Below are 21092 nucleotides of genomic sequence, written 5' to 3'. Positions count from 1 at the left end.
AGGGCTGATTTTTCCAGACGGGAGTTCCCTTCGATGACCCAGACCCAATTCACGCCGCGCGTGTTTTCCGGCATCCAGCCTTCGGGCGGGCTGACCTTGGGCAACTATCTGGGCGCGATGAAGCGCTTTGTGGATATGCAGGGGCCAGAGTTCGAAACCATCTATTGCATGGTCGACCTGCACGCAATCACCGTCTGGCAGGACCCCGCCGCCTTGTCGCACAACACGCGCGAATTGTGCGCGGGTTATATTGCGGCGGGCATCGATCCAGAACAATCCATCCTGTTCAACCAAAGCCAGGTGCCCGAACACGCGCAATTGGCGTGGATCTTCAACTGCGTTGCCCGGATGGGCTGGATGCAGCGCATGACCCAATGGAAGGACAAGGCGGGCAAGAACACGCAAAACGCCTCGCTGGGCCTGTTTGCCTATCCGGCGCTGATGGCCGCGGACATTCTGATCTATCACGCGACCCATGTGCCGGTTGGGGAAGACCAGAAACAACATCTGGAGCTGACGCGCGACATTGCGATCAAGTTCAACAACGATTTCGGCGTTGACTTCTTCCCGGTCACCGAACCCGTGATCGAAGGGGCGGCCACGCGGGTCATGAGCCTTCGTGACGGCTCCAAGAAGATGTCCAAGTCTGATCCCTCGGACATGAGCCGCATCAACATGACCGACGATGCCGACACGATCGCCAAGAAAATCCGCAAGGCCAAAACCGACCCGGATGCCTTGCCCTCAGAAGTCGACGGTTTGGAAGATCGCCCTGAGGCGCGCAATCTGGTCAATATCTACGCCGCGCTCAGCGACAGCTCGGCCGCGCAGGTGCTGGCCGAGGTTGGCGGCAAGCAGTTCGGTGAGTTCAAACCGATGCTTGCGGAACTGGCGGTCGAAAAACTGTCCCCGATCTCGTCCGAGATGGCCCGCCTGATGGGCGAGCAATCCGAGATTGACCAGATCCTTGCCCGTGGTGCGGAAAAGGCGCGCGCGATTGCCGCGCCGATCCTGAAACAAACCTACGAGATTGTGGGCATGGTCGGCGCTTCATCGCGCTGATTGCACTGGACCTTCGCCTGACGCCCTCCTAGGTTTGCCGAAAGCTAAGGGAGGGCGCTATGGCAGTCGGCAAGAATATCCGCACCTATTTCGAAGGCCAATGGCACGAAGGGGACGCACCGGTCATGCGGGCGGCGGATCATGGATCGTGGCTGGGGTCCTCGGTCTTTGATGGCGCGCGCTACTTTGACGGCATGGCTCCTGACCTGCTGGCCCATTGCGCCCGTGTGAACCGTTCGGCCGAAGCGCTGATGCTGACCCCGACCGTAACGCCGGAACAGATGGTCGATCTGGTGCGCGAGGGGCTGCAATCCTATGGCCCGGATCAGGCTGTCTATATTCGCCCGATGTATTGGGGCATCCACGGAGACGTCACGGCCATCGTGCCCCAGAAAGACAGTACCGGTTTCGCCATCTGTCTCGAAGAGATCCCAATGGCGCCCGAGACGGCCTCGGTAACGTTGACGACCACCCGGTTCCGCCGTCCGGTACTGGAATCCGCCGTGGTGAATGCCAAGGCCGGGTGTCTCTACCCGAACAACGCCCGGATGCTGACTGAGGCGCGCTCCAAAGGGTTCTCGAACGCGCTGGTCGCCGACGCGATGGGCAATGTGGCCGAGACCGCCACCGCCAATATCTTCATGGCCAAGGACGGAGAGGTCTTTACCCCCATGCCCAACGGCACCTTTCTGGCCGGGATCACCCGCGCACGGCACATCAAGAACCTGCGCGCCTATGGTTTCACCGTACATGAGTCAGTCCTCAGCTTTGATGATTTCCATGCGGCGGATGAGGTGTTCATGTCCGGCAACATGAACAAGGTGACGCCTGTGACCGCTCTGGACGATACGCAATATCAGGTTGGCCCTATCGCCCGTCGCGCCCGCGCGCTCTACTGGGATTGGGCAGCAAGCGAGCGCTAGGGATTTACCCGAGTTGCCAGCACGCTATCGGTCGGGCATGATCCCAGAAAATCAAGAGGACCCAAATGCGCAAGTTTCTCGTCATTCTGGATGACAGCCGCGAATGCCTGAACGCCATGCGTTTTGCCGCGATGCGGGCCGCGCATACCGGCGGCGGCGTGACAATCCTGTCCGTGATCCCGCCGGACGAATTCAATCACTGGATTGGTGTGGCCGAAACCATGCGTGAAGAGGCCCGCGAACGCATCCACGCCCATTTCGAAGTCTTCGCCAAATGGATGCGCGACAAGCAGCGCGTTGAGCCTGAATTGGCCATTCGCGAAGGCGATCCGGTGGCACAGATCATCGAACACGTACAGTCCGACCCGGAGATTGGGGTCCTGGTTCTGGGCGCCGGCACCGACAAGAAAGGGCCGGGTCCCCTGGTGACTCAACTAACCAAGAACTCGGGCAGCATGCCGATCCCGATCACCATCGTGCCAGGTGATCTGAGCAAGGAAAAACTGGAAGAGATTACCTGAGGCACCATGGCAGCACCCGTTCAGTTCTGGTTCGAGTTCGCCTCAACCTATTCTTACCTCAGCGCGATGCGGATCGAGCAACTGGCCGCTGGAAAGGGGGTGCCCATAGATTGGCAGCCCTTTCTTTTGGGGCCCATCTTTGCCGAACAGGGCTGGAATACCTCTCCATTCACGATCTACCCCGCCAAGGGCCGCTACATGTGGCGCGATATGGAGCGTTTATGCGCCGCGCGCGCGCTGCCGTTTCAGCGCCCCGATCCGTTTCCGCAGAATTCTCTGACCGCTGCGCGTTTGGCAGTGGCCATCACGTCCCAAGACCAGCGGGCCGCGTTTACCCGTGCCGTCTACATGGCCGAGTTCGGCGAAGGCCGCGATATCTCGGCCGCATCGACACTGACCGATTGCCTTGCAGCCGCAGGTCTGCCCGCCGCTTTCATAGAGAGCGCACAAGACCCAAAGGTAAAAGCGGCGCTCTTTGCTCAATCCAGCCGCGCCAAAGAACTCGACTTGTTCGGCGCACCCAGTTTTGTCGTCGGGGATGAGGTTTTCTGGGGTGATGACCGGTTGGTTGACGCGATAAACCACGCTCTCGCAATTTAGAACGGTTCCAAATCTTGACTTCCACGGCGGCTGCCCGCATATCAGAAGCAACGAAAACGGAGCTGCCTCATGTTCATTCAGACCGAATCCACCCCGAACCCGGCAACCTTGAAGTTCCTGCCCGGCCAGACGGTGCTTGAGGCAGGCACAGCCGACTTCCCATCCGCAGAAGCCGCCGAAAAATCGCCGCTTGCCCAGCGCATCTTTGCGGTCAGCGGCGTGACCGGCGTGTTCTTTGGCAATGACTTTGTCACCGTGACCAAAGCGGATGACGTCGATTGGGACCATATCAAGCCAAGCATCCTCGGCGCGGTGATGGAGCATTACCAATCCGGCCAGCCCGTCATGGGGGCCGAAGCGGCACCCGCATCCGGCCATGCCGAACATACCGGCGAGGATTCGGAAATCGTCGATCAGATCAAGGACCTGCTGGACAGCCGTGTGCGCCCAGCGGTGGCTCAGGACGGTGGCGACATCACCTTCCACGGCTTTGACCGCGGCGTGGTCTACCTGCATATGCAAGGGGCCTGCGCGGGCTGCCCGTCCTCGACCCTGACCCTGAAAATGGGGATCGAGAACCTGCTGCGCCACTACATCCCCGAAGTGACCGAGGTTCGCCCCGTTGCCGTCTGAACCGACCCTTCTGGCATTTGACACATCGGCCGCGCATTGCGCGGCCGCTTTGTTGCGTGGCTCTGAAATTGTCGTCACGCGGGCCGAGGCCATGTCACGTGGGCAGGCCGAACGCCTGCTGCCGCTGCTGGAGGAGGTTCTGTCTGAGGCCGGTCTTGGCTGGAAAGACCTGGACGCCATCGGTGTTGGCATCGGCCCAGGAAACTTCACCGGCATTCGAATCTCGGTTTCAGCGGCGCGTGGGCTTGCATTGGGTCTGAACATCCCGGCCGTCGGCGTGTCAGGTTTTGATGCCTTGACCGAGAACGTGCCCGACGGTCACCTACCCGCGATCTCGGCCCCGCGCGATCAGGTCTATGTACAGACCTCAGAAGGCCCACGCCTGATGCTTCGGGCCGAGGCCGAGGGGCTTGGCCCCCTCTTCACTGCCACGGACCCAAACGCGCATGTTCAGGCCATCGCCCATGTCGCGGCGCGCAGGTTCGGCACGGAAACGGAACCACCCGCACCGCTCTACATTCGTCCCGCGGATGCGGCGCCTTCTCGCGACCTCCCTCCTGTGCTGCTGGACGAATGACCCCGAACGACATGGCCCTGACCCACGCTGCGGCCTTCACACAGGCGCGCCCGTGGACGGCTGCCGAGTTCGAAGACCTGCTGCAAAACCGCTTCACCCATGTTGTCGGAGACCCCAAGTCCTTTGCCCTGTTTAAGGTCATCGCGGACGAGGCCGAGTTGCTGACCATCGCGACTCACCCCCTGTATCAGCGTCAGGGTTTGGCTGCAGCCAGCATGAAAAACTGGCATGCGGTTGCCGCTGATCTGGGCGCGGCGCGCGCGATTCTTGACGTGGCGGCAGACAATGGGGCCGCTATCGCGCTCTATGAACGCTTCGGATACAGCCCATGCGGGCGGCGAAAAGCCTATTATACACGCGATTCCGTCTCAAATTGCGATGCAATTGTGATGGAACGCGCCCTGCCTTGAATAAAGTCGCCATTTTTTAGACCAAGTGGTCAAAAATCAGTTGACCCTGCCTGTTGCATACGGCCTTAATTCCCGTCATCACAACGGTTATGCTCGCTATAGGTGGGTAAACGAGGCTAGTTTAACCTCGAACCGACAAAAACAACGGGAGTACCAAATGACCCTGATGAAATCCTTGATGGGCGCTGCCGCCGCCGTCGCTCTGACCGCGGGTGCCGCACTGGCCGAACCGGCCCTGATCTTTGACCTGGGTGGCAAGTTCGACAAGTCGTTCAACGAAGCCGCACATAACGGCGCACAGCGTTGGGCCAATGAAACCGGAGGCACCTATCGCGAGATCGAGCTTCAGTCCGAAGCACAGCGTGAACAGGCCCTGCGCCGTTTCGCCGAGGCTGGCGCGAACCCGGTGATCACCATGGGCTTTGCCATGGCTGACCCGCTGTCCGCCGTTGCCGGCGACTATCCTGACACCAAGTTCGTCGCGGTTGACGTTACTTGGCTGGACGCCCCGAACATCCGTCAGATCGGCTTTGCCGAGCACGAAGGCTCGTACCTTGTTGGTATGATGGCTGCGATGGCATCGGAGTCGGGCACTGTCGGCTTCATCGGCGGCATGGATATCCCGCTGATCCGCCACTTCGGTTGCGGTTATGCGCAAGGCGCTAAGGCTGTGAACCCCGACATCAACGTTGTTGCCAACATGACTGGCACAACACCTGCCGCATGGAACGACCCGGTTAAAGGGTCCGAGCTGACCAAAGCGCAGATCAGCCAAGGCGCCGACGTGATCTATGCGGCCGCAGGCGGCACAGGTGTTGGTGTTCTACAGACCGCGGCGGATGAAGGCATCCTGTCGATCGGCGTGGACAGCAACCAGAACCACCTGCACCCGGGCAAGGTCCTGACCTCGATGCTCAAGCGCGTGGACGTGGCCGTCTATGACGCGATGAAAGCAGGTGAAGATCTGGAAACCGGCGTATTCGCCATGGGCCTGGCCGAGGACGGCGTTGGCGTTGCCATGGACGAGAACAACAAAGAGCTGGTCTCGGTTCGTATGAACGACGCCGTGGACGAAGCACGCAAAGCGATCATCAACGGCGACATCTCGGTTGTCAGCTACTACGAGAACGACAGCTGCCCGGCGCTGCAGTTCTGATATCGCACGGGGCGGGGGGTGACCTCCGCCTCGGTCCCACTCTGCCGCGAACCGCGCGGCCCTTCGGCAACCCAAGGACAAGACATGACAGTCCCCGCCATTGAGCTCAAAGGGATTTCCAAAGCCTTTGGGCCGGTTCAGGCCAATAAAGACATTTCCATCAGCGTCGCCCCCGGCACGATCCATGGGATCATCGGTGAAAACGGTGCGGGCAAATCCACGCTGATGAGCATTCTCTACGGCTTCTACAAAGCCGATAAAGGTGAAATTTGGATCAACGGTACCAAGACCGACATTCCAGACAGTCAGGCGGCCATCGCCTCGGGTATCGGGATGGTGTTCCAGCACTTCAAGCTGGTCGAAAACTTCACCGTTCTTGAAAACATTGTTCTGGGCGCCGAGGATGGCGGGCTGCTGGCCCCGTCTCTGGCCAAAGCCCGGAAAGAGCTGAAAGCGCTGGAAGAAGAGTACGAGCTGTTCGTCGATCCTGACAAGCGCATCGATGAGATCGGTGTGGGCATGCAGCAACGGGTCGAGATCCTCAAGGCGCTGTATCGCAAGGCCGAGATCCTGATCCTCGACGAACCCACCGGCGTTCTGACCCCGGCCGAGGCCGACCAGCTGTTCCGCATTCTCGATCGTCTTCGGGCCGAAGGGAAGACGATCATCGTGATCACGCACAAGCTACGCGAGATCATGGAGAACACCGATACCGTCTCGGTCATGCGGCGCGGAGAGATGACGGCCACGGTCAAAACCTCCGAAACCAGCCCGGAGCATCTGGCCGAGCTGATGGTGGGCCGCAAGGTCCTGCTACAGGTCGACAAGGTACCCGCGCAGCCCGGGAAACCCATTCTTGAGGTCCAAGACCTGCGCGTGTTCGATGCGGCAGGCGTTGAACGTGTCAAAGGCATCGACCTGACCGTCCGCGCCGGTGAAATCGTCGGTATCGCAGGCGTCGCGGGCAACGGCCAGTCGGAACTGTTGGAAGTTCTGGGCGGAATGCGCCCCGGTCAGGGGTCGATCAAACTGAACGGTACGCCGCTTCCCCTCAGCGGGGCTGGATCCGACGGTCAGGCGCGTCGCGCGCAGCACATCGCCCACGTCCCAGAAGACCGTCAGCGCGAAGGTCTAATCATGGATTTCCATGCCTGGGAAAACGTCGCCTTCGGCTATCACCGTGACCCGGCCTACAAGCGCGGCCTGTTCATGGACAACGCCGCCCTGCGCGCGGACACCGAAGCCAAGATCGAGAAATTCGATGTGCGTCCCCCGAACGGTTGGCTGACCGCCAAAAGCTTTTCCGGCGGCAACCAGCAGAAAATCGTCGTCGCGCGCGAGATCGAGCGGAACCCAGACCTGTTGCTGGTCGGCCAACCGACCCGTGGGGTCGACATTGGAGCGATCGAATTCATTCACAAACAGATCGTAGCCCTGCGCGACCAAGGCAAAGCGATCCTGCTGGTCTCGGTCGAGTTGGAGGAGATTTTCTCGCTCTCGGACCGGATCGCCGTGATGTTTGACGGACATATCATGGGCGAGCGTCTGCCCCATGAGACAGATGAAAAAGAACTGGGCCTGCTGATGGCCGGTGTTGCGGGAGAGGCCGCGTAAGATGGAAAAAATGCCCAAATGGGCCGACGTCGTGCTGATACCCATCATCAGCCTGGTGTTGGCCACGATCCTGTCGGCGCTGGTGATCCTCGCCATCGGAGAGAACCCGGTTGAGGCCGTGAACCTGATGGTCACAGGCGCGCTGGGGTCGACCTATGGCTGGGGCTATACGCTCTACTACGCTACCAACTTCATGTTCACCGGGCTTGCGGTGGCCGTAGCCTTTCACGCGCGGCTGTTTAACATCGGTGGCGAAGGTCAGGCGATGCTGGGTGGTCTTGGCGTTGCCATGGTGTGTCTCTACATCCCTTGGCCGCATTGGAGCATCGCTCTGATCGCTGCAGGTTTGGGGGCCGCTATATTCGGTGCGGCATGGGCTGCGATCCCCGCTTACCTGCAGGCCAAACGCGGCAGCCACATCGTGATCACCACGATCATGTTCAACTTTATCGCAGCCGCCTTCCTGAACTACATGCTGGTAAATGTCATGCGCCCGCAAGGCTCGCAGGACCCGGCAACAGCGCGCTTCCCCGAGGCAGTACACCTGCCGACCTTCCAATCCATGTTCTCAACCGCCGAGAACGTGATGTTCCGCGGCGCACCGGCCAATATTTCGTTCTTCGTGGCGATCATAGCCTGTTTCGTGGTCTGGGCGCTGATCTGGCGCACCCGGTTGGGATATGAAATTCGGGCCTATGGTCATTCGGAAACCGGTGCCGTCTATGCCGGGATCTCGCCGGTTCGCATCACCATCATCGCCATGCTGATCTCCGGCGGCTTGGCTGGCCTGATGGCCATCAACAACGTGATGGGTGAGGCCGAGCGTCTGGTTCTGAACTCGACCGAAGGCGCGGGTTTCATCGGGATCGCCGTGGCGCTGATGGGTCGTTCGCACCCGTTCGGCGTGTTCCTCGCGGCTCTTCTGTTCGGCTTCCTGTATCAAGGCGGTGCCGAACTGGCCTTGTGGACATCCATCCCACGCGAACTGATCGTCGTCATTCAGGCGCTGGTGATCCTGTTTACCGGAGCGTTGGACAACATGGTGCGGATGCCGCTTGAAAAGCTGTTCCTTGCCCTGCGGAAGGAGCCTCAGTGATGGATTCGTTCGTAACACTGATCCAGGTTCTCGATTCCACCGTACGCCTGGCGACGCCTTTGCTGCTGGCCTGTCTGGCGGGCCTCTATTCCGAACGCGCCGGGATATTCGACATCGGGCTTGAGGGCAAAATGCTGATCTCGGCCTTCTTCTCGGCGGCTGTCGCGGCGGTGACTGGCTCGGTCTGGTTGGGATTGCTGGCGGGGATCGCGTCGTCTCTAGTTTTGTCCGCGCTGCACGGGGTCGCGTCAATCACGTTCCGGGGCAATCAGCTGATCTCGGGCGTGGCGATCAACTTCCTGGCCTCAGGCCTGACGGTTCTGATCGCGCAAAGCTGGTTCCAACAGGGCGGGCGCACCCCGTCTCTGTTCGGGGAAGGCCGGTTTGAGCCGATCAACTTCCCCTTCGCCGAAGCGCTGAGCGACGTGCCCTTCATCGGCCCGATCTATTCTGAACTGCTGTCGGGCCATTCGATCCTTGTCTACATCGCCTTCCTGATGGTGCCTGCGACGTGGTGGATCCTTTATCGCACCCGGTTCGGGTTGCGGTTGCGCGCGGTGGGCGAAAACCCAGCCGCCGTGGATACAGCCGGTGTCTCGGTCGTCGGCCTGCGCTTTGCAGCTGTCGCCATCTGCGGCGTACTCTGCGGTATCGCCGGAGCCTATCTTGCAACTGCGCTGCAGGCCGGGTTCGTCAAGGAAATGACCGCCGGTCGCGGGTTCATCGCGCTGGCGGCGTTGATCTTTGCAAAATGGCGGCCTTGGCACGCGATGTGGGCCTGTTTGCTGTTTGGCCTGCTACAGGCTATTGCGCTGCGGTTCCAGAATATCGACCTGGGCGGCATCGTGATCCCTGTGCAGGTGATGGACGCCCTGCCATATATCCTGACCGTGGTGATTCTTGCGGGCTTCGTCGGCAAGGCGGTTCCGCCCCGCGCCGGCGGCGAGCCCTACGTGAAAGAACGCTGATAAGTCCAGTTCAGGGCCAATTCTGGGTCCTGTTCGCTGCAGAGCGGCATGCAGAGTTGATTTTGCATGCCGCAACCGCTCTAAGAGGGTATGTGCGTGTTTCCTCTGATAGAAAAGAGTGCAAACCTCCCCTCGTATTTGCCAAAGACGGGTGGTAGGCCTGTGACCGCAGCGCCCGATATTCAGGCTGCACGCATTTCCGATGCCGGCGGGTTCACCGCTTTGCACAGCCGAACTCAATACGACTAGAGCATGCCATGCAAATTTACCTTCCGATTGCCGAAGTCTCCGTAAACGCCTTTCTATTGCTAGGGCTCGGAGGCATGGTCGGCATTCTGTCGGGCATGTTCGGAGTCGGCGGTGGGTTCCTTATGACGCCGCTTCTGTTCTTTATCGGCATCCCTCCGGCGGTTGCCGTTGCGACCGAAGCCAACCAGATCGTGGCCTCGTCCTTCTCGGGCGTTCTGGCGCATTTCAGGCGAAGGACGGTCGATTTCAGGATGGGCACGGTGCTTTTGATCGGCGGCCTCATCGGGGCCGCGCTTGGCGTTGTCGTGTTCAACTACCTCAAGAGCTTGGGTCAGGTCGATCTGCTGGTGACCCTGTGCTACGTCGTCTTCCTTGGCGTGATCGGCAGCCTGATGTTCATCGAAAGCCTGCGCGCCTTGCGCAAAGCAAAGAAAGGCGGAGCGGCACCTGCCAAGCGTCGTCAGCGCGGCTGGGTCCATGCGATGCCCTTCAAGATGCGCTTTCGCACCTCGGGCCTGTATATCTCGGTAATCCCTCCGGTTCTGGTCGGCCTCTGCGTAGGCGTTCTGTCCGCGATCATGGGCGTCGGCGGCGGCTTTATCATGGTGCCCGCGATGATCTATCTGCTGGGCATGCCCACCAAGGTTGTGGTTGGGACATCCCTGTTCCAGATCATCTTCGTCACCGCCTTCACGACAATGCTGCACGCCACCACGAACTACACCGTGGACGTGGTTCTGGCCGTGCTGCTTCTGGTCGGCGGCGTTATTGGGGCTCAGATAGGAACCGTGATCGGCGCCCGGATGCCAGCCGAACAATTGCGGGTTTTGCTGGCCGCGCTTGTGCTGGTCGTCTGCGGCAAGCTGGCGCTTGATCTGCTTCTGGAACCGTCCGAGCTGTATTCGCTTGGCGCCAGCGGGGGGCACTGATCATGGTCCGCTCATTGATCACCGCCCTGTGCCTGTTCTGCCTGCCCGCGGCTGCAGCGGAAGAGCAGGTGGTCCTGGGCCTCAGCCAGGACCGCGTTGCCATTACCGCCACGTTCGACGGGTCCGAAATTCTGATCTTCGGGGCCATCAAGCGCGAAGCTCCGATCCCCGAAGGCCCTCCGCTAGAGGTGATCGTCACCGTTGCCGGCCCGTCCGAGCCTCTGACCGTGCGCCGTAAAGAACGTAAACTAGGAATCTGGGTGAACACCGACAGCGTCGAGGTCGATCTGGCCCCCAGCTTCTACGCTGTTGCCACCAGCGGGCCATTCAAAGAAATCCTAACTAATACCGAGGATCTCCGCTATCGGGTTTCCATCGAACGGGCCATCCGCTCCGTCGGCGCGGCGATGCATATCGAAGCCGCTCAAGACTTTGCCGACGCCGTGATACGCATCCGCGAAAGCGAGAGCCTGTATTCGATCCGCGAAAACACTGTTGCGGTGGATGAACAGACCCTGTTCCGCACCTCCATCGACATGCCCGCCGACCTGACCGAAGGCGACTATGCCGCTCGCATCTTCCTGACGCGGGGCGGCAATGTGGTGTCGCAATACGAAACCACCATCGACGTGCGCAAAGTGGGGCTGGAGCGGTTTCTCTACAACATGTCCCGCGAACAGCCCGTTTGGTACGGGCTGATGTCACTGGTCATCGCAATTGCCGCTGGGTGGGGTGCCTCGACGGCTTTCCGTCTGCTCCGCGAAAAGTAGCGCTCAGCCCCGGCCGATATAGGGCATGGTCGTGGCCATCACGGTCATGAACTGCACATTGGCCTCGGGCGGTAGATTGGCCATGTGCAGCACCGATTTGGCGGCATCTTCCACATCCATGGTCGGATCGGGCGTCGTACCATCGGCAATCGCAGCATCAACCAGCCCCTGCACCATCTGGGTACGGGCGTTCCCTATATCGATCTGACCACAGGCAATGCCAAAATCGCGCCCATCCAGCGACAGGCTGCGCGTCAGCCCGGTGATGGCGTGTTTCGTTGCAGAATAGTGCACCGAATTCGGGCGCGGCACATAGGCCGCGATTGAGCCGTTGTTGATGATACGCCCGCCTTGCGGTGTTTGGTGACGCATGATCCGAAACGCCTCACGCGCGCTCAGGAACATGCCGTTGAGGTTGACGTTGACGCTCTGGTACCAGTCCTTCAGTGCGATTTCATCAATCGTACCGCCGGGCGCGAAGATGCCAGCATTGTTGAACAGAACGTCCAACCGCTCGGCCCTGTTGGAGAAAGACCGGAAGGCGCGCGCAACCGCCACCGGATCCGTCACATCCGCAACCAGAGGGATCGCGTTGCGATGCCCTTCGGCCATTTCCACCAATTTGTCTTCGCTGCGGGCAAGAAGACCAACAGTCCAGCCCTCGGTCAGAAACAGCTCTGCCGTGGCTTTTCCGATCCCGGAACTCGCGCCGGTTATGAGGATGGATTTCATGTCTCTTCAGCCTCCAGTATCAGGGTCGCCGCCGGTATGGCGCGCAGATCATCGACGCGCAGAGGATGGGTGGGTTTGGACAACCGATTACGAACCACCCAGATCAACCGTTCCTGCGCGCGGGTGATGGCAACATAGGCCAGTCGTTTCCACAAGGGTTGTCCGGCCTCGGTTCGGCCCATGCGGGCCGCGGCGTAGATATCGGGCGCAAAGACCTGCACCGTATCCCATTGCGAACCCTGGGCCTTGTGGATAGTCACCGCCGCCCCATGCAGAAAGGTCGCGCCCATACGCGCTGCATAGGGGATGAACGGTTCCTCTTCATCCGGCTTTTCGATCTGCACAATCGACGCCGCACTGACCTGAGGGTCCTCGGCCCCCATTACATGCAGGCGCGAGAAACCGGGTTTTCGCCCCGGCCCCAGATAAACGACCTGCGCGCCTTTGATCAGGCCACGCGCCTCAAGATCCAGCCGTTTCTTGCGGTGTTTCAGAGGCAGCTCGATCCCATCGCAGATCAGCGGTTCACCTTCCAGCAGCTCCGTCTCAGGCGCGCCATGGACCTGCCGGAAGGCCTGGATCAGACGGATGCGCGTTGCGTTGCGCCAGACCAGAACCGGACTGCGGGCCATCAGGTCGACCTCGACCCGCTGCCCCCAGACCACACGGTCATCGCGACGCGCGGTGTCTTCGACCAGACGCTCGAAATCCTCAAACCCCATGGCAGGGTCAGCAAGCGCATGGGCCAGATCGAGGATGGGATTGTCGGCATCTTGACGGTGTATGCGATGCAGGGTCAGCTTGCGCGGCTCGGGCAGGGATTCGAACACCATGCTGCCGGATTGGTTCACTGGTGCCAGCTGTGCTGGATCGCCGAACAGCAGCAACGTCGGGAAGATCTCTTTCAGATCATCAAACTGGCGGTCATCCAGCATCGAGGCTTCGTCGACAAAACCGATATCCAGCGGCTCTTCCCGTCGTTTCCAGCCAGTGATGAAATCCGACCCGCGCAAACCGGCGGCGGCCAGAGCACCGGGGATCGACTTGTTGTTCTGGTAGAAGGCAGCCGCCCGGTCCAGCGCCTCATCCGTCAGGCCTTCGATCTCGGGCCGTTCATCATTGCTCTCAAGCCATTCGGCGATGCGTTCATATTCCGGGTCATAGACGGGCGTATAGAGAATGCGGTGGATGGTCGTCGCGGGCACCCCGCGCAGGCGCAAAACGCTCGCGGCTTTGTTCGTGGGGGCCAGAATCGCCAGACTGCGCTTGTCGCGAGACTTTCGGCTCTCATAGTCGCCTGAGACGATGTGAACGCCAGTCTCGGCCAGCGCCTTATACAGTTCTGCCAGCAGCAGAGTCTTGCCCGAACCGGCCTTGCCGATCACGGCCATAACGCCCGACTCACCGTTCCCCGGCAGTTTCAGCAGCGCATCATCTTCAAGGTCCACCCCGGCAGAGCGCAGCATCTCGGCGATGCTGTCATAGGCGGCGGCCTGATCTTCTGAAAAGGTCACATTGGGCAAAGACATGGCGCGACCCTACAGGGCCGCGCCACCCTTCACCAGATACGGATTTGGGTTTTCAAGGCCGTAAAGCGTTTCGGGTTTTACCAGAATAATCAAGTGACACGAATGTCCCGAGCACGCTGAAAGCGTGGCAGGGTATTCGTGTCTCAGGCTTAACCCGAAACGATCTAGGCCGACAGCGCAAACCGGTGCTGTTTGACCGGGCCGAACGCGGTTTTGAACCACAGGCGCGAAAGCTCACGCGGAATGCCCGCCTGTTCGGCCACGCGTTTGCAATCATCCGCAGAATAGGGCCACAGACCGACCGAGATCTGATCGTGCCCTTTCCCTTCGGACCCTAACACAATTGGCGACGACCCAATCAGGCGGTAGATCCGGATCATCCGCGCATCAAAGACGCCGGCGATATGAGTCAGGCCGAACCCCTCCATCATTTCGCCGCCGCTCAGCATGATAGCCCCGGCCGTATGGGGGCTGGCTGTACGCGACAGGCAAAAGCGCGTGACCTCCCAGATCAAAGGGCTGCAGATCGGCTCGCCGCTGTTGAGATGACCGAACACCTCGTTTACCATGACCGGGCCAGTGGTCGGCAGAACCCGCATTGAACCGCCATGGCTGCCATCCGGCTCCTCCCAAATCACGTAGAGCGGGTTGAGATCATCATATTGATCCCGCTCTTCCCCTTTTTTATTGACGTAAACGTCCCATCCCAGCCGGGTTTTGAACTGATCCGCGCGATCGCGAAACATCACATCGGCCAAAACTGGAAATTTTTGCAGCTCATCAGCATACAAATAACGCAACATGACTAATTCCCCTTGTCGTCCTGTGCAGGAACGAAAGGGGTACGAAGTCGTGATTAATTTACTGTTCTAGGACCGTACGTTGCTTAAACGACTATTAACCCACGGCTGAGCGCGGTCGCGATCGCGTGTGTCGTGTTTTGCGCGCCCAGTTTCGAGCGGGCGCTTTCAATGTAGACCCTAAGCGTGTGTTCCGAGATCGACAGCGAATGCGCAACCTGAGCGCGGCTGAAGCCCTGCGCAAGCAAAGTCATCGCATCAATTTCACGCGGGGACAGACCTCGGGTCGCTTCAGGCTGCCTGTCCTTTTCAAATTCCAGTGCTTTGCGATTGATGTAATGCGCCACGAGGATCAATTCGCGGCCGAAGGTCGAGATGAAATCCTGCCAAGTGTCGTCGTCACAACTGTGATTGACGGTGAACAGCGCAAACTGTCCACTCGGCCCTCGGATCGGGATCGAATAACCCTGATTACCCACCCCATGTTCCAATGCATCCTTAAGAAACGCTTTGGACACCCTGCCGGACCAGTCCAACGATTTCCAATCAACCGGGTGAAATCGTTGGAAACACCCCAGTATCACAGGGTCGATGCGGTGATAGTTTTTATCTCGATAACGTTCATCCCAGGCATCGGAATAGGTGGTATAGCCGTACTGATCCCCAGCGGCATCCACCCAGTGATATGTCAGATGTTCGATTTTCAGGCAGTCGCGGAGATGAATGGCGACCGAGCCAAGCTCATCAAGCGTGCTGGTGTTTTCCAAATCCTTCAGGATCTGACCCAAATCGAGTTCTGTTCCCATCCGCGGGCGCCCGTGCCTTATCTGTCATGGACGCGATCTCGGCTGCGGCAATCAGCTTGGTGTCGTCCAGCTGTTCGGCCAAGGCAGTCAACCCATTCGCAACAGCGAACGCGTTGAGGTCCGACAATACGTCCAGTATCCACTCATTTTGCGCCATTAGGGTCTCTCTGAAACAGTTAACGAAGTGTTAACACAACCATAACATGTGCGATCTTTTTGACCTATTCACCGGTTTCTACTCCCCAAAAATAGTGAGGGGCAAAATTCCAACCTGTTGAAACAAAAAAGGACCCTCCAAGACGGCAAAACACCCGCGTATCGGAGTTCCGATTCGCGGGTGTTTTTTTAGATATTTCAGGATGGGCTTATGGACGCGCGTCCAGAACCTCTTCCAAAGTGCGCATGCCGGTGCGCGGGGCCTGAACCAGAACCGACATGTTGCCCGGCTTGTGCTCGTTGCGCAGCATTTTCATATGCGCTTCGGGCAGATCGTTCCACGCGAACACTTCCGACATGCAGGGGTCCAGACGGCGTTCGACCATCAGCTTGTTGGCTGCTGCCGCTTGCTTCAGATGCGCAAAATGCGACCCCTGCAGGCGCTTCTGGTGCATCCACATGTAGCGCACGTCAAAGGTACAGTTGAACCCGGTGGTACCAGCACAAATCACGACCATACCGCCCTTTTTCACCACGAAGGTCGACACCGGGAAGGTGCTTTCGCCAGGGTGTTCAAACACCATATCAACGTTGTTGCCCTTACCGGTGATGTCCCAGATCGCTTTGCCGAACTTGCGGGCTTCTTTGAACCACTCGGCATATTCGGGCGTGTTGACTGTGGGCAGCTGACCCCAGCAGTTGAAGTCCTTGCGGTTCAGAACGCCTTTGGCGCCCAGCCCCATCACGAAATCCCGTTTGCTTTCGTCCGAGATCACGCCGATCGCATTTGCACCAGCCGTGTTGATCAACTGGATCGCGTAAGAGCCCAAACCACCCGAGGCACCCCAAACCAGAACGTTCTGACCGGGCTTCAGGTCATGCGGCTCGTGACCGAACAACATCCGGTAGGCCGTTGCTAGCGTCAGGGTATAGCACGCCGCCTGCTCCCAGGTCAGGTGCTTGGGACGCGGCATCAGCTGTTGCGCCTGCACGCGAGTGAATTGGCTGAACGACCCGTCTGGGGTCTCATAGCCCCAGATGCGCTGGCTGGGCGAGTACATCGGATCCCCGCCGTTGCATTCCTCGTCGTCGCCATCGTCTTGGTTGCAGTGGATCACCACCTCATCACCAACCTTCCAGCGCTTGACCTTGTCGCCAACGGCCCAAACGATGCCCGACGCATCCGAACCAGCGATATGGTAGGGGGCCTTGTGGCCATCAAACGGGCTGATCGGCTGGCCCAAAGCGGCCCAGACGCCGTTATAATTGACGCCCGCCGCCATCACGAGGACGAGAACCTCATTGCTGTCCAACTCGGGAACATCAACCACTTCCTGCTGCATCGCAGTATTTGGTTCTCCGTGACGCTCTTTGCGGATCGCCCAGGCGTACATCTGCTTGGGCACAAACCCCATCGGAGGGATTTCCCCCATTTCATAGAGGTCCTTTTCGGGTGCCTCGTACGACGCGATACCGCTTTCGGTGTCCAAAGCCATGCTGGCCTCCTTTTCAATATCTTTGCCGCGGCGCAGAATCGCCGCCTCTCCTACAGAGGGATAGGAGGGGTTGCGCAACATTGCAACCATCTTTGGTCTATTTTTGTAATTTTATGACCCAGCAGGTGCAGAAACATCTTTCGCGAGCGCAGCATTGGCGGATTTCACCTGTTCTGGTACTGACTCTGCATAATAATCCAAAAGATCCTCGCGCTGCCCGGACAGATTCAAAACCCCGTCTTCAAGGGTCAGAATGCGCCGTTCGACCATTTGATCCACAGCGCTGGTGATGGCGTCCTCTGATTCCGCCAGCGCCAGACCATCGGCTTCCATGAGGGCACGGATACGACTCCGCACCTCTTGTTCGGGCATAGGGCCATTCTCGCGCAGCAGCCAGCACGCGGCCGGCCCCGGCACCAAGGGAATCGCTGCGCCAATCCGTTTCATCAACGCGCGGGCGAGGTCGGTCATGACGTCATCACCGGCTCGTGCCTCGAAGTCTTTCAGCGAGATCGGCTTACCATACCGAACCGCGGCCAGTCCGAACCGCTTGTAGCGACCGATCAACCGACGCCAGATTTGCTTGAGAACCCAGCTTGTGATCACCCCGATCCGCGCGCGAAAACGTCGATCGGTTCCGAGGGCGGCGCGCGTCAGGATCGTGTCCTCAAGCACGCGGTCATAGTTCAGGGCCACCGGCACAAACACCACATCGCGCCCCTCGGGCGAGGTGCCGTCGATAATATATTTCAACAAACCCAGCTTGGGGCGCCCTAAAGCGCCGGTCAGGCTGAGCCCGCCTTCGGGGAACATTGCCTGCGTTACACCCGCTTCGGTCGCGTGCCGGACATAGCTGGCCAGAACCTGGCGATACAGCTCGCTGCCTGATTTGCGACGGATGAAGTACGCGCCCATCGCGCGGATCAACCGGCTGAGCGGCCAAACCCGCGCCCATTCGCCCACGGCATAGGACAGGGCGGATTGTTGCGCCGCCAGATAGGTGACCAGAACATAGTCCATGTTGCTGCGGTGGTTCATCACAAAGACAACTGTCGCCTCGGGGTCGATATCCTTGATCGCGCTTTCATCCTTGTAGCTGAGATGCACGTTGTAGAACGCGTTGCTCAGCAACCGGGACAGACGAATGGCGAAGCTGAAATAGGCAAAAGCCGAAAAGGAGGGCACGATCTCACGCGCGTACCGGCGGGCTTGTTCGAACGCAACGGCTTCGGGGATGCCTTCTTCATGGGCGTGCTGCTGCACCGCTTGCCCGACCTGAGGATCATAGATGAGCCGTTGAATCATGTCGTGCCGCCGCGCCAGCTTGAACGGCTGGATCGGCCGCTGCAGGCGCTGGTTCAACCGAGAGACCGCTCTCTCAAGCCTGCGGCGAAAGAACCAGCGGACAGACGGGAACAGAAAATGCGAGGCAAAAGTGACCATGGCAAAGACCACGATCAACAGGAATAGCCACAGCGGAAGTTCCACGGTTCTCAACATCGGGCCACACTGCCACCAAACGAGACGGCTCACAATCTAGACAATTCGCATATGCCGCAACGCAGCGAATTGACAATGCCTGAAAATTGCGATTTAGAACCCGTAGACGTAATTTTGTTGCTCACCGAAACACGAGGCCCGCCCATGACGCAGATGCAGAAAGACCGCCCTTGGCTGATCCGAACCTATGCCGGTCATTCCACCGCCAAAGCCTCGAACGCGCTGTATCGCGGCAACCTCGCCAAAGGTCAGACTGGCCTGTCGGTGGCTTTCGATCTGCCGACTCAAACGGGCTATGACAGCGACCACACACTGGCGCGCGGTGAGGTTGGCAAAGTGGGTGTGCCGATCTGCCATCTGGGCGATATGCGGGTCCTGTTTGATCAGATCCCGCTGGAGCAGATGAACACCTCGATGACGATCAACGCGACGGCCCCGTGGCTGCTGGCGCTTTACATCGCCGTGGCCGAGGAACAGGGCGCGGATGTCTCAAAGCTGCAGGGCACCGTTCAGAATGACTTGATCAAGGAATATCTCAGCCGCGGTACCTATGTCTGCCCACCCAAGCCGTCTTTGAAGATGATCGCTGATGTGGCCGAGTATTGCTATACCAACGTGCCAAAATGGAACCCGATGAACGTGTGTTCCTATCACCTGCAAGAGGCCGGTGCGACACCGGAACAGGAGCTGGCCTATGCGCTCGCCACCGCCATCGCAGTGCTTGACGAACTGCGCCCGCGCGTCCCGGCCGAGGACTTCCCCGCCCTGTGTGGGCGCATTTCCTTCTTCGTCAATGCAGGCATCCGTTTTGTCACCGAAATGTGTAAAATGCGGGCTTTCGTCGATCTTTGGGATGAAATACTTCAACAACGCTATGGTGTTGAGAACCCCAAGTTCCGCAGATTCCGCTATGGCGTTCAAGTGAACTCGCTCGGTCTGACCGAGCAGCAGCCGGAAAACAACGTCTACCGCATCCTGATCGAGATGCTAGCCGTCACACTGTCGAAAAAAGCGCGCGCTCGTGCCGTACAGCTGCCCGCTTGGAATGAGGCTTTGGGCCTGCCCCGCCCGTGGGACCAGCAGTGGTCGATGCGCATGCAGCAGATTCTGGCTTATGAGACGGACCTGCTGGAATACGGAGACCTGTTCGACGGAAACCCGGCGGTTGATGCCAAGGTCGAAGAACTCAAGGAAGGCGCGCGGGCCGAGTTGGCCAATCTCGACTCCATGGGCGGTGCCGTGGCCTCGATCGAATACATGAAGTCCCGACTGGTCGATTCCAATGCAGAACGCCTGAACCGCATCGAACGGAACGAGACCATTGTGGTCGGTGTGAACAAATGGGTCGACGGTGAACCCTCGCCCCTGCAGACCGAGGATGGCGGCATCATGGTCGTGGACCCTGCGGTCGAGCAGGAGCAGATCAATCGTCTGAACGAATGGCGGGCCGAACGTGATGACGTAGCCGTGGCTGCCGCTCTAGGTGCTCTGCGCGAGGCGGCGCAAACCGGGGCGAATGTCATGGAGCCCTCGATTGCTGCGGCCAAGGCCGGTGCAACTACTGGTGAATGGGCCGAGGAAATGCGCAAGGTCTACGGCACCTACCGTGGCCCGACCGGCGTGTCCGGTTCGGTCTCGAACAAGACCGAAGGGTTAGAAGACCTGCGCGCCTCGGTCGATGCAATCAGTGACCGGCTCGGGCGTCGTTTGAAATTCCTGGTCGGCAAGCCGGGTTTGGATGGCCATTCGAACGGCGCCGAGCAGATCGCCTTCCGCGCCCGGGACTGTGGCATGGATATCAGCTATGAGGGCATTCGCCTGACGCCAGAAGAAATCGTCTCGGCCGCGTCCGAGGATGATGCCCATGTGATCGGTTTGTCGATCCTGTCTGGCAGTCATCTGCCTCTGGTTGAAGACGTAATGACCCGCCTGAAACAGGCAGGCCTGTCGCACGTGCCTGTCATTGTTGGCGGGATTATTCCGGATGATGACGCAGAAGCTTTGAAGAAAATGGGCGTTGCCAGAATCTACACGCCCAAGAATTTCGAGTTGAACGCAATCATGGGCGACATCGTCGCGCTGGTGGACCCGCAGGAAATCGCCGCCGAATAACGGCTCGTTTTGAAAAACTCTTGATGGCTATTCCCGAAATGACGGGAATAGCCTATATCGCCGTGTGAAATTGCTGCAATTCTTGGAATTGCAATCACTCACGTCTGAAAGAGGAAAAAAAATGGGACTTGAGCTTGAAAAAATGTCGCGCAATGAACTTTTGCAATTGCGCGACGATATTGACAAAGCCCTGGTAAACGCTGAAAAGCGCGAGCGCGAAGCCGCTCTGGAAGCTGCCGAAAAAGCCGCAGCCGAATTCGGGTTTTCCTTGTCCGAGCTTTCGAACAACGCGCCAAGAGGCACCAAGTCGCAGAAATCAAAAGCGAAATACCGCAATCCAAACGCCCCGGATCAAACCTGGACGGGTCGTGGGCGCAAGCCTCAATGGGTGCATGACGCGCTGAATTCCGGCACCGATATCGCCGAGTTGGAAATCTGAATTTGAGGTCGTTT

General features: G+C 59.2%; 21 protein-coding genes. 15 read left to right on the top strand and 6 right to left on the bottom strand.

Annotated features, from left to right (window positions below; translation table 11 throughout):
* Positions 1-33: 33 nt before the first annotated feature.
* From trpS to ACR0JF_RS11795, 13 genes are all read left to right on the top strand, one after another.
* Positions 34-1062 carry a tryptophan--tRNA ligase gene (gene trpS / locus ACR0JF_RS11855; protein WP_170661166.1) on the top strand — a complete coding sequence of 343 codons (1029 nt, stop codon included), beginning with the start codon at positions 34-36 and terminating at the stop codon, positions 1060-1062.
* Between the two features lie 59 nt (positions 1063-1121).
* A complete protein-coding gene (locus tag ACR0JF_RS11850; protein WP_170661167.1) occupies positions 1122-1985 on the top strand; it encodes a branched-chain amino acid aminotransferase in 864 nt (287 codons plus the stop codon).
* Positions 1986-2050: 65 nt separating this feature from the next.
* Positions 2051-2506: a universal stress protein gene (locus ACR0JF_RS11845; protein ID WP_170661168.1), complete on the top strand. Its 456-nt coding sequence runs from the start codon at positions 2051-2053 to the stop codon at positions 2504-2506.
* Positions 2507-2512: 6 nt separating this feature from the next.
* Positions 2513-3106 carry a 2-hydroxychromene-2-carboxylate isomerase gene (locus ACR0JF_RS11840; protein WP_170661169.1) on the top strand — a complete coding sequence of 198 codons (594 nt, stop codon included), beginning with the start codon at positions 2513-2515 and terminating at the stop codon, positions 3104-3106.
* A gap of 69 nt (positions 3107-3175) precedes the next feature.
* The gene (locus ACR0JF_RS11835; protein ID WP_170462695.1) at positions 3176-3739 is read left to right on the top strand and encodes a NifU family protein; all 564 of its coding nucleotides are present in this window, start codon (positions 3176-3178) and stop codon (positions 3737-3739) included.
* Positions 3729-4316: a tRNA (adenosine(37)-N6)-threonylcarbamoyltransferase complex dimerization subunit type 1 TsaB gene (gene tsaB, locus ACR0JF_RS11830; protein WP_170661170.1), complete on the top strand. Its 588-nt coding sequence runs from the start codon at positions 3729-3731 to the stop codon at positions 4314-4316. The genes ACR0JF_RS11835 and tsaB overlap by 11 nt, the downstream gene beginning before the upstream one ends.
* Entirely contained in the window at positions 4313-4726 is a 414-nt protein-coding gene (locus ACR0JF_RS11825) for a GNAT family N-acetyltransferase (RefSeq protein WP_170661171.1), read from the top strand. Before tsaB ends, ACR0JF_RS11825 begins: the two co-directional genes overlap by 4 nt.
* A 157-nt stretch (positions 4727-4883) precedes the next feature.
* On the top strand, positions 4884-5882 hold the full coding sequence (locus tag ACR0JF_RS11820) for a BMP family lipoprotein (protein WP_170553494.1): 999 nt from the start codon (positions 4884-4886) through the stop codon (positions 5880-5882).
* 84 nt (positions 5883-5966) lie between these two features.
* A complete protein-coding gene (locus tag ACR0JF_RS11815) occupies positions 5967-7496 on the top strand; it encodes an ABC transporter ATP-binding protein (protein WP_170462691.1) in 1530 nt (509 codons plus the stop codon).
* Between the two features lies 1 nt (position 7497).
* The gene (locus ACR0JF_RS11810; RefSeq protein WP_170462690.1) at positions 7498-8592 is read left to right on the top strand and encodes an ABC transporter permease; all 1095 of its coding nucleotides are present in this window, start codon (positions 7498-7500) and stop codon (positions 8590-8592) included.
* The gene (locus tag ACR0JF_RS11805; RefSeq protein ID WP_170661172.1) at positions 8592-9560 is read left to right on the top strand and encodes an ABC transporter permease; all 969 of its coding nucleotides are present in this window, start codon (positions 8592-8594) and stop codon (positions 9558-9560) included. Before ACR0JF_RS11810 ends, ACR0JF_RS11805 begins: the two co-directional genes overlap by 1 nt.
* A 257-nt stretch (positions 9561-9817) precedes the next feature.
* A complete protein-coding gene (locus tag ACR0JF_RS11800; protein ID WP_170378929.1) occupies positions 9818-10738 on the top strand; it encodes a sulfite exporter TauE/SafE family protein in 921 nt (306 codons plus the stop codon).
* A gap of 2 nt (positions 10739-10740) precedes the next feature.
* Positions 10741-11508 carry a TIGR02186 family protein gene (locus ACR0JF_RS11795; RefSeq protein WP_170642786.1) on the top strand — a complete coding sequence of 256 codons (768 nt, stop codon included), beginning with the start codon at positions 10741-10743 and terminating at the stop codon, positions 11506-11508.
* A 3-nt stretch (positions 11509-11511) separates the two neighbouring features.
* Here ACR0JF_RS11795 and ACR0JF_RS11790 read toward each other — a convergent pair whose 3' ends face one another.
* The 6 genes from ACR0JF_RS11790 to ACR0JF_RS11765 all read right to left on the bottom strand — a co-directional run bounded on the left by ACR0JF_RS11790 (position 11512) and on the right by ACR0JF_RS11765 (position 18527).
* Positions 11512-12240, bottom strand: coding sequence for an SDR family oxidoreductase (locus ACR0JF_RS11790; protein ID WP_170661173.1), 729 nt, complete (start codon positions 12238-12240; stop codon positions 11512-11514).
* Positions 12237-13769, bottom strand: coding sequence for an AAA family ATPase (locus ACR0JF_RS11785; RefSeq protein WP_170661174.1), 1533 nt, complete (start codon positions 13767-13769; stop codon positions 12237-12239). The genes ACR0JF_RS11790 and ACR0JF_RS11785 overlap by 4 nt, the downstream gene beginning before the upstream one ends.
* 164 nt (positions 13770-13933) lie before the next feature.
* On the bottom strand, positions 13934-14572 hold the full coding sequence (locus ACR0JF_RS11780; protein WP_170661175.1) for an acyl-homoserine-lactone synthase: 639 nt from the start codon (positions 14570-14572) through the stop codon (positions 13934-13936).
* Between the two features lie 83 nt (positions 14573-14655).
* On the bottom strand, positions 14656-15375 hold the full coding sequence (locus tag ACR0JF_RS11775; protein WP_170661176.1) for a LuxR family transcriptional regulator: 720 nt from the start codon (positions 15373-15375) through the stop codon (positions 14656-14658).
* A gap of 365 nt (positions 15376-15740) precedes the next feature.
* Positions 15741-17027, bottom strand: coding sequence for a crotonyl-CoA carboxylase/reductase (ccrA, locus tag ACR0JF_RS11770; RefSeq protein WP_170468948.1), 1287 nt, complete (start codon positions 17025-17027; stop codon positions 15741-15743).
* 111 nt (positions 17028-17138) lie between these two features.
* Entirely contained in the window at positions 17139-18527 is a 1389-nt protein-coding gene (locus ACR0JF_RS11765) for a 1-acyl-sn-glycerol-3-phosphate acyltransferase (RefSeq protein WP_170661177.1), read from the bottom strand.
* A 144-nt stretch (positions 18528-18671) separates the two neighbouring features.
* Between ACR0JF_RS11765 and ACR0JF_RS11760 the strand changes: the two genes are divergently transcribed.
* Together ACR0JF_RS11760 and ACR0JF_RS11755 are read left to right on the top strand one after the other, a co-directional pair.
* Complete coding sequence (locus tag ACR0JF_RS11760; protein ID WP_170661178.1) at positions 18672-20639, top strand: protein meaA; 1968 nt, start codon at positions 18672-18674, stop codon at positions 20637-20639.
* Between the two features lie 121 nt (positions 20640-20760).
* A complete protein-coding gene (locus ACR0JF_RS11755; protein ID WP_480669337.1) occupies positions 20761-21078 on the top strand; it encodes an H-NS histone family protein in 318 nt (105 codons plus the stop codon).
* Positions 21079-21092 lie beyond the last annotated feature (14 nt).

This window comes from Ruegeria sp. BG11, from assembly GCF_056538565.1.
Note: the sequence above shows the minus strand (reverse complement) of the source record. Positions and strands in the feature narration are given on the sequence as shown.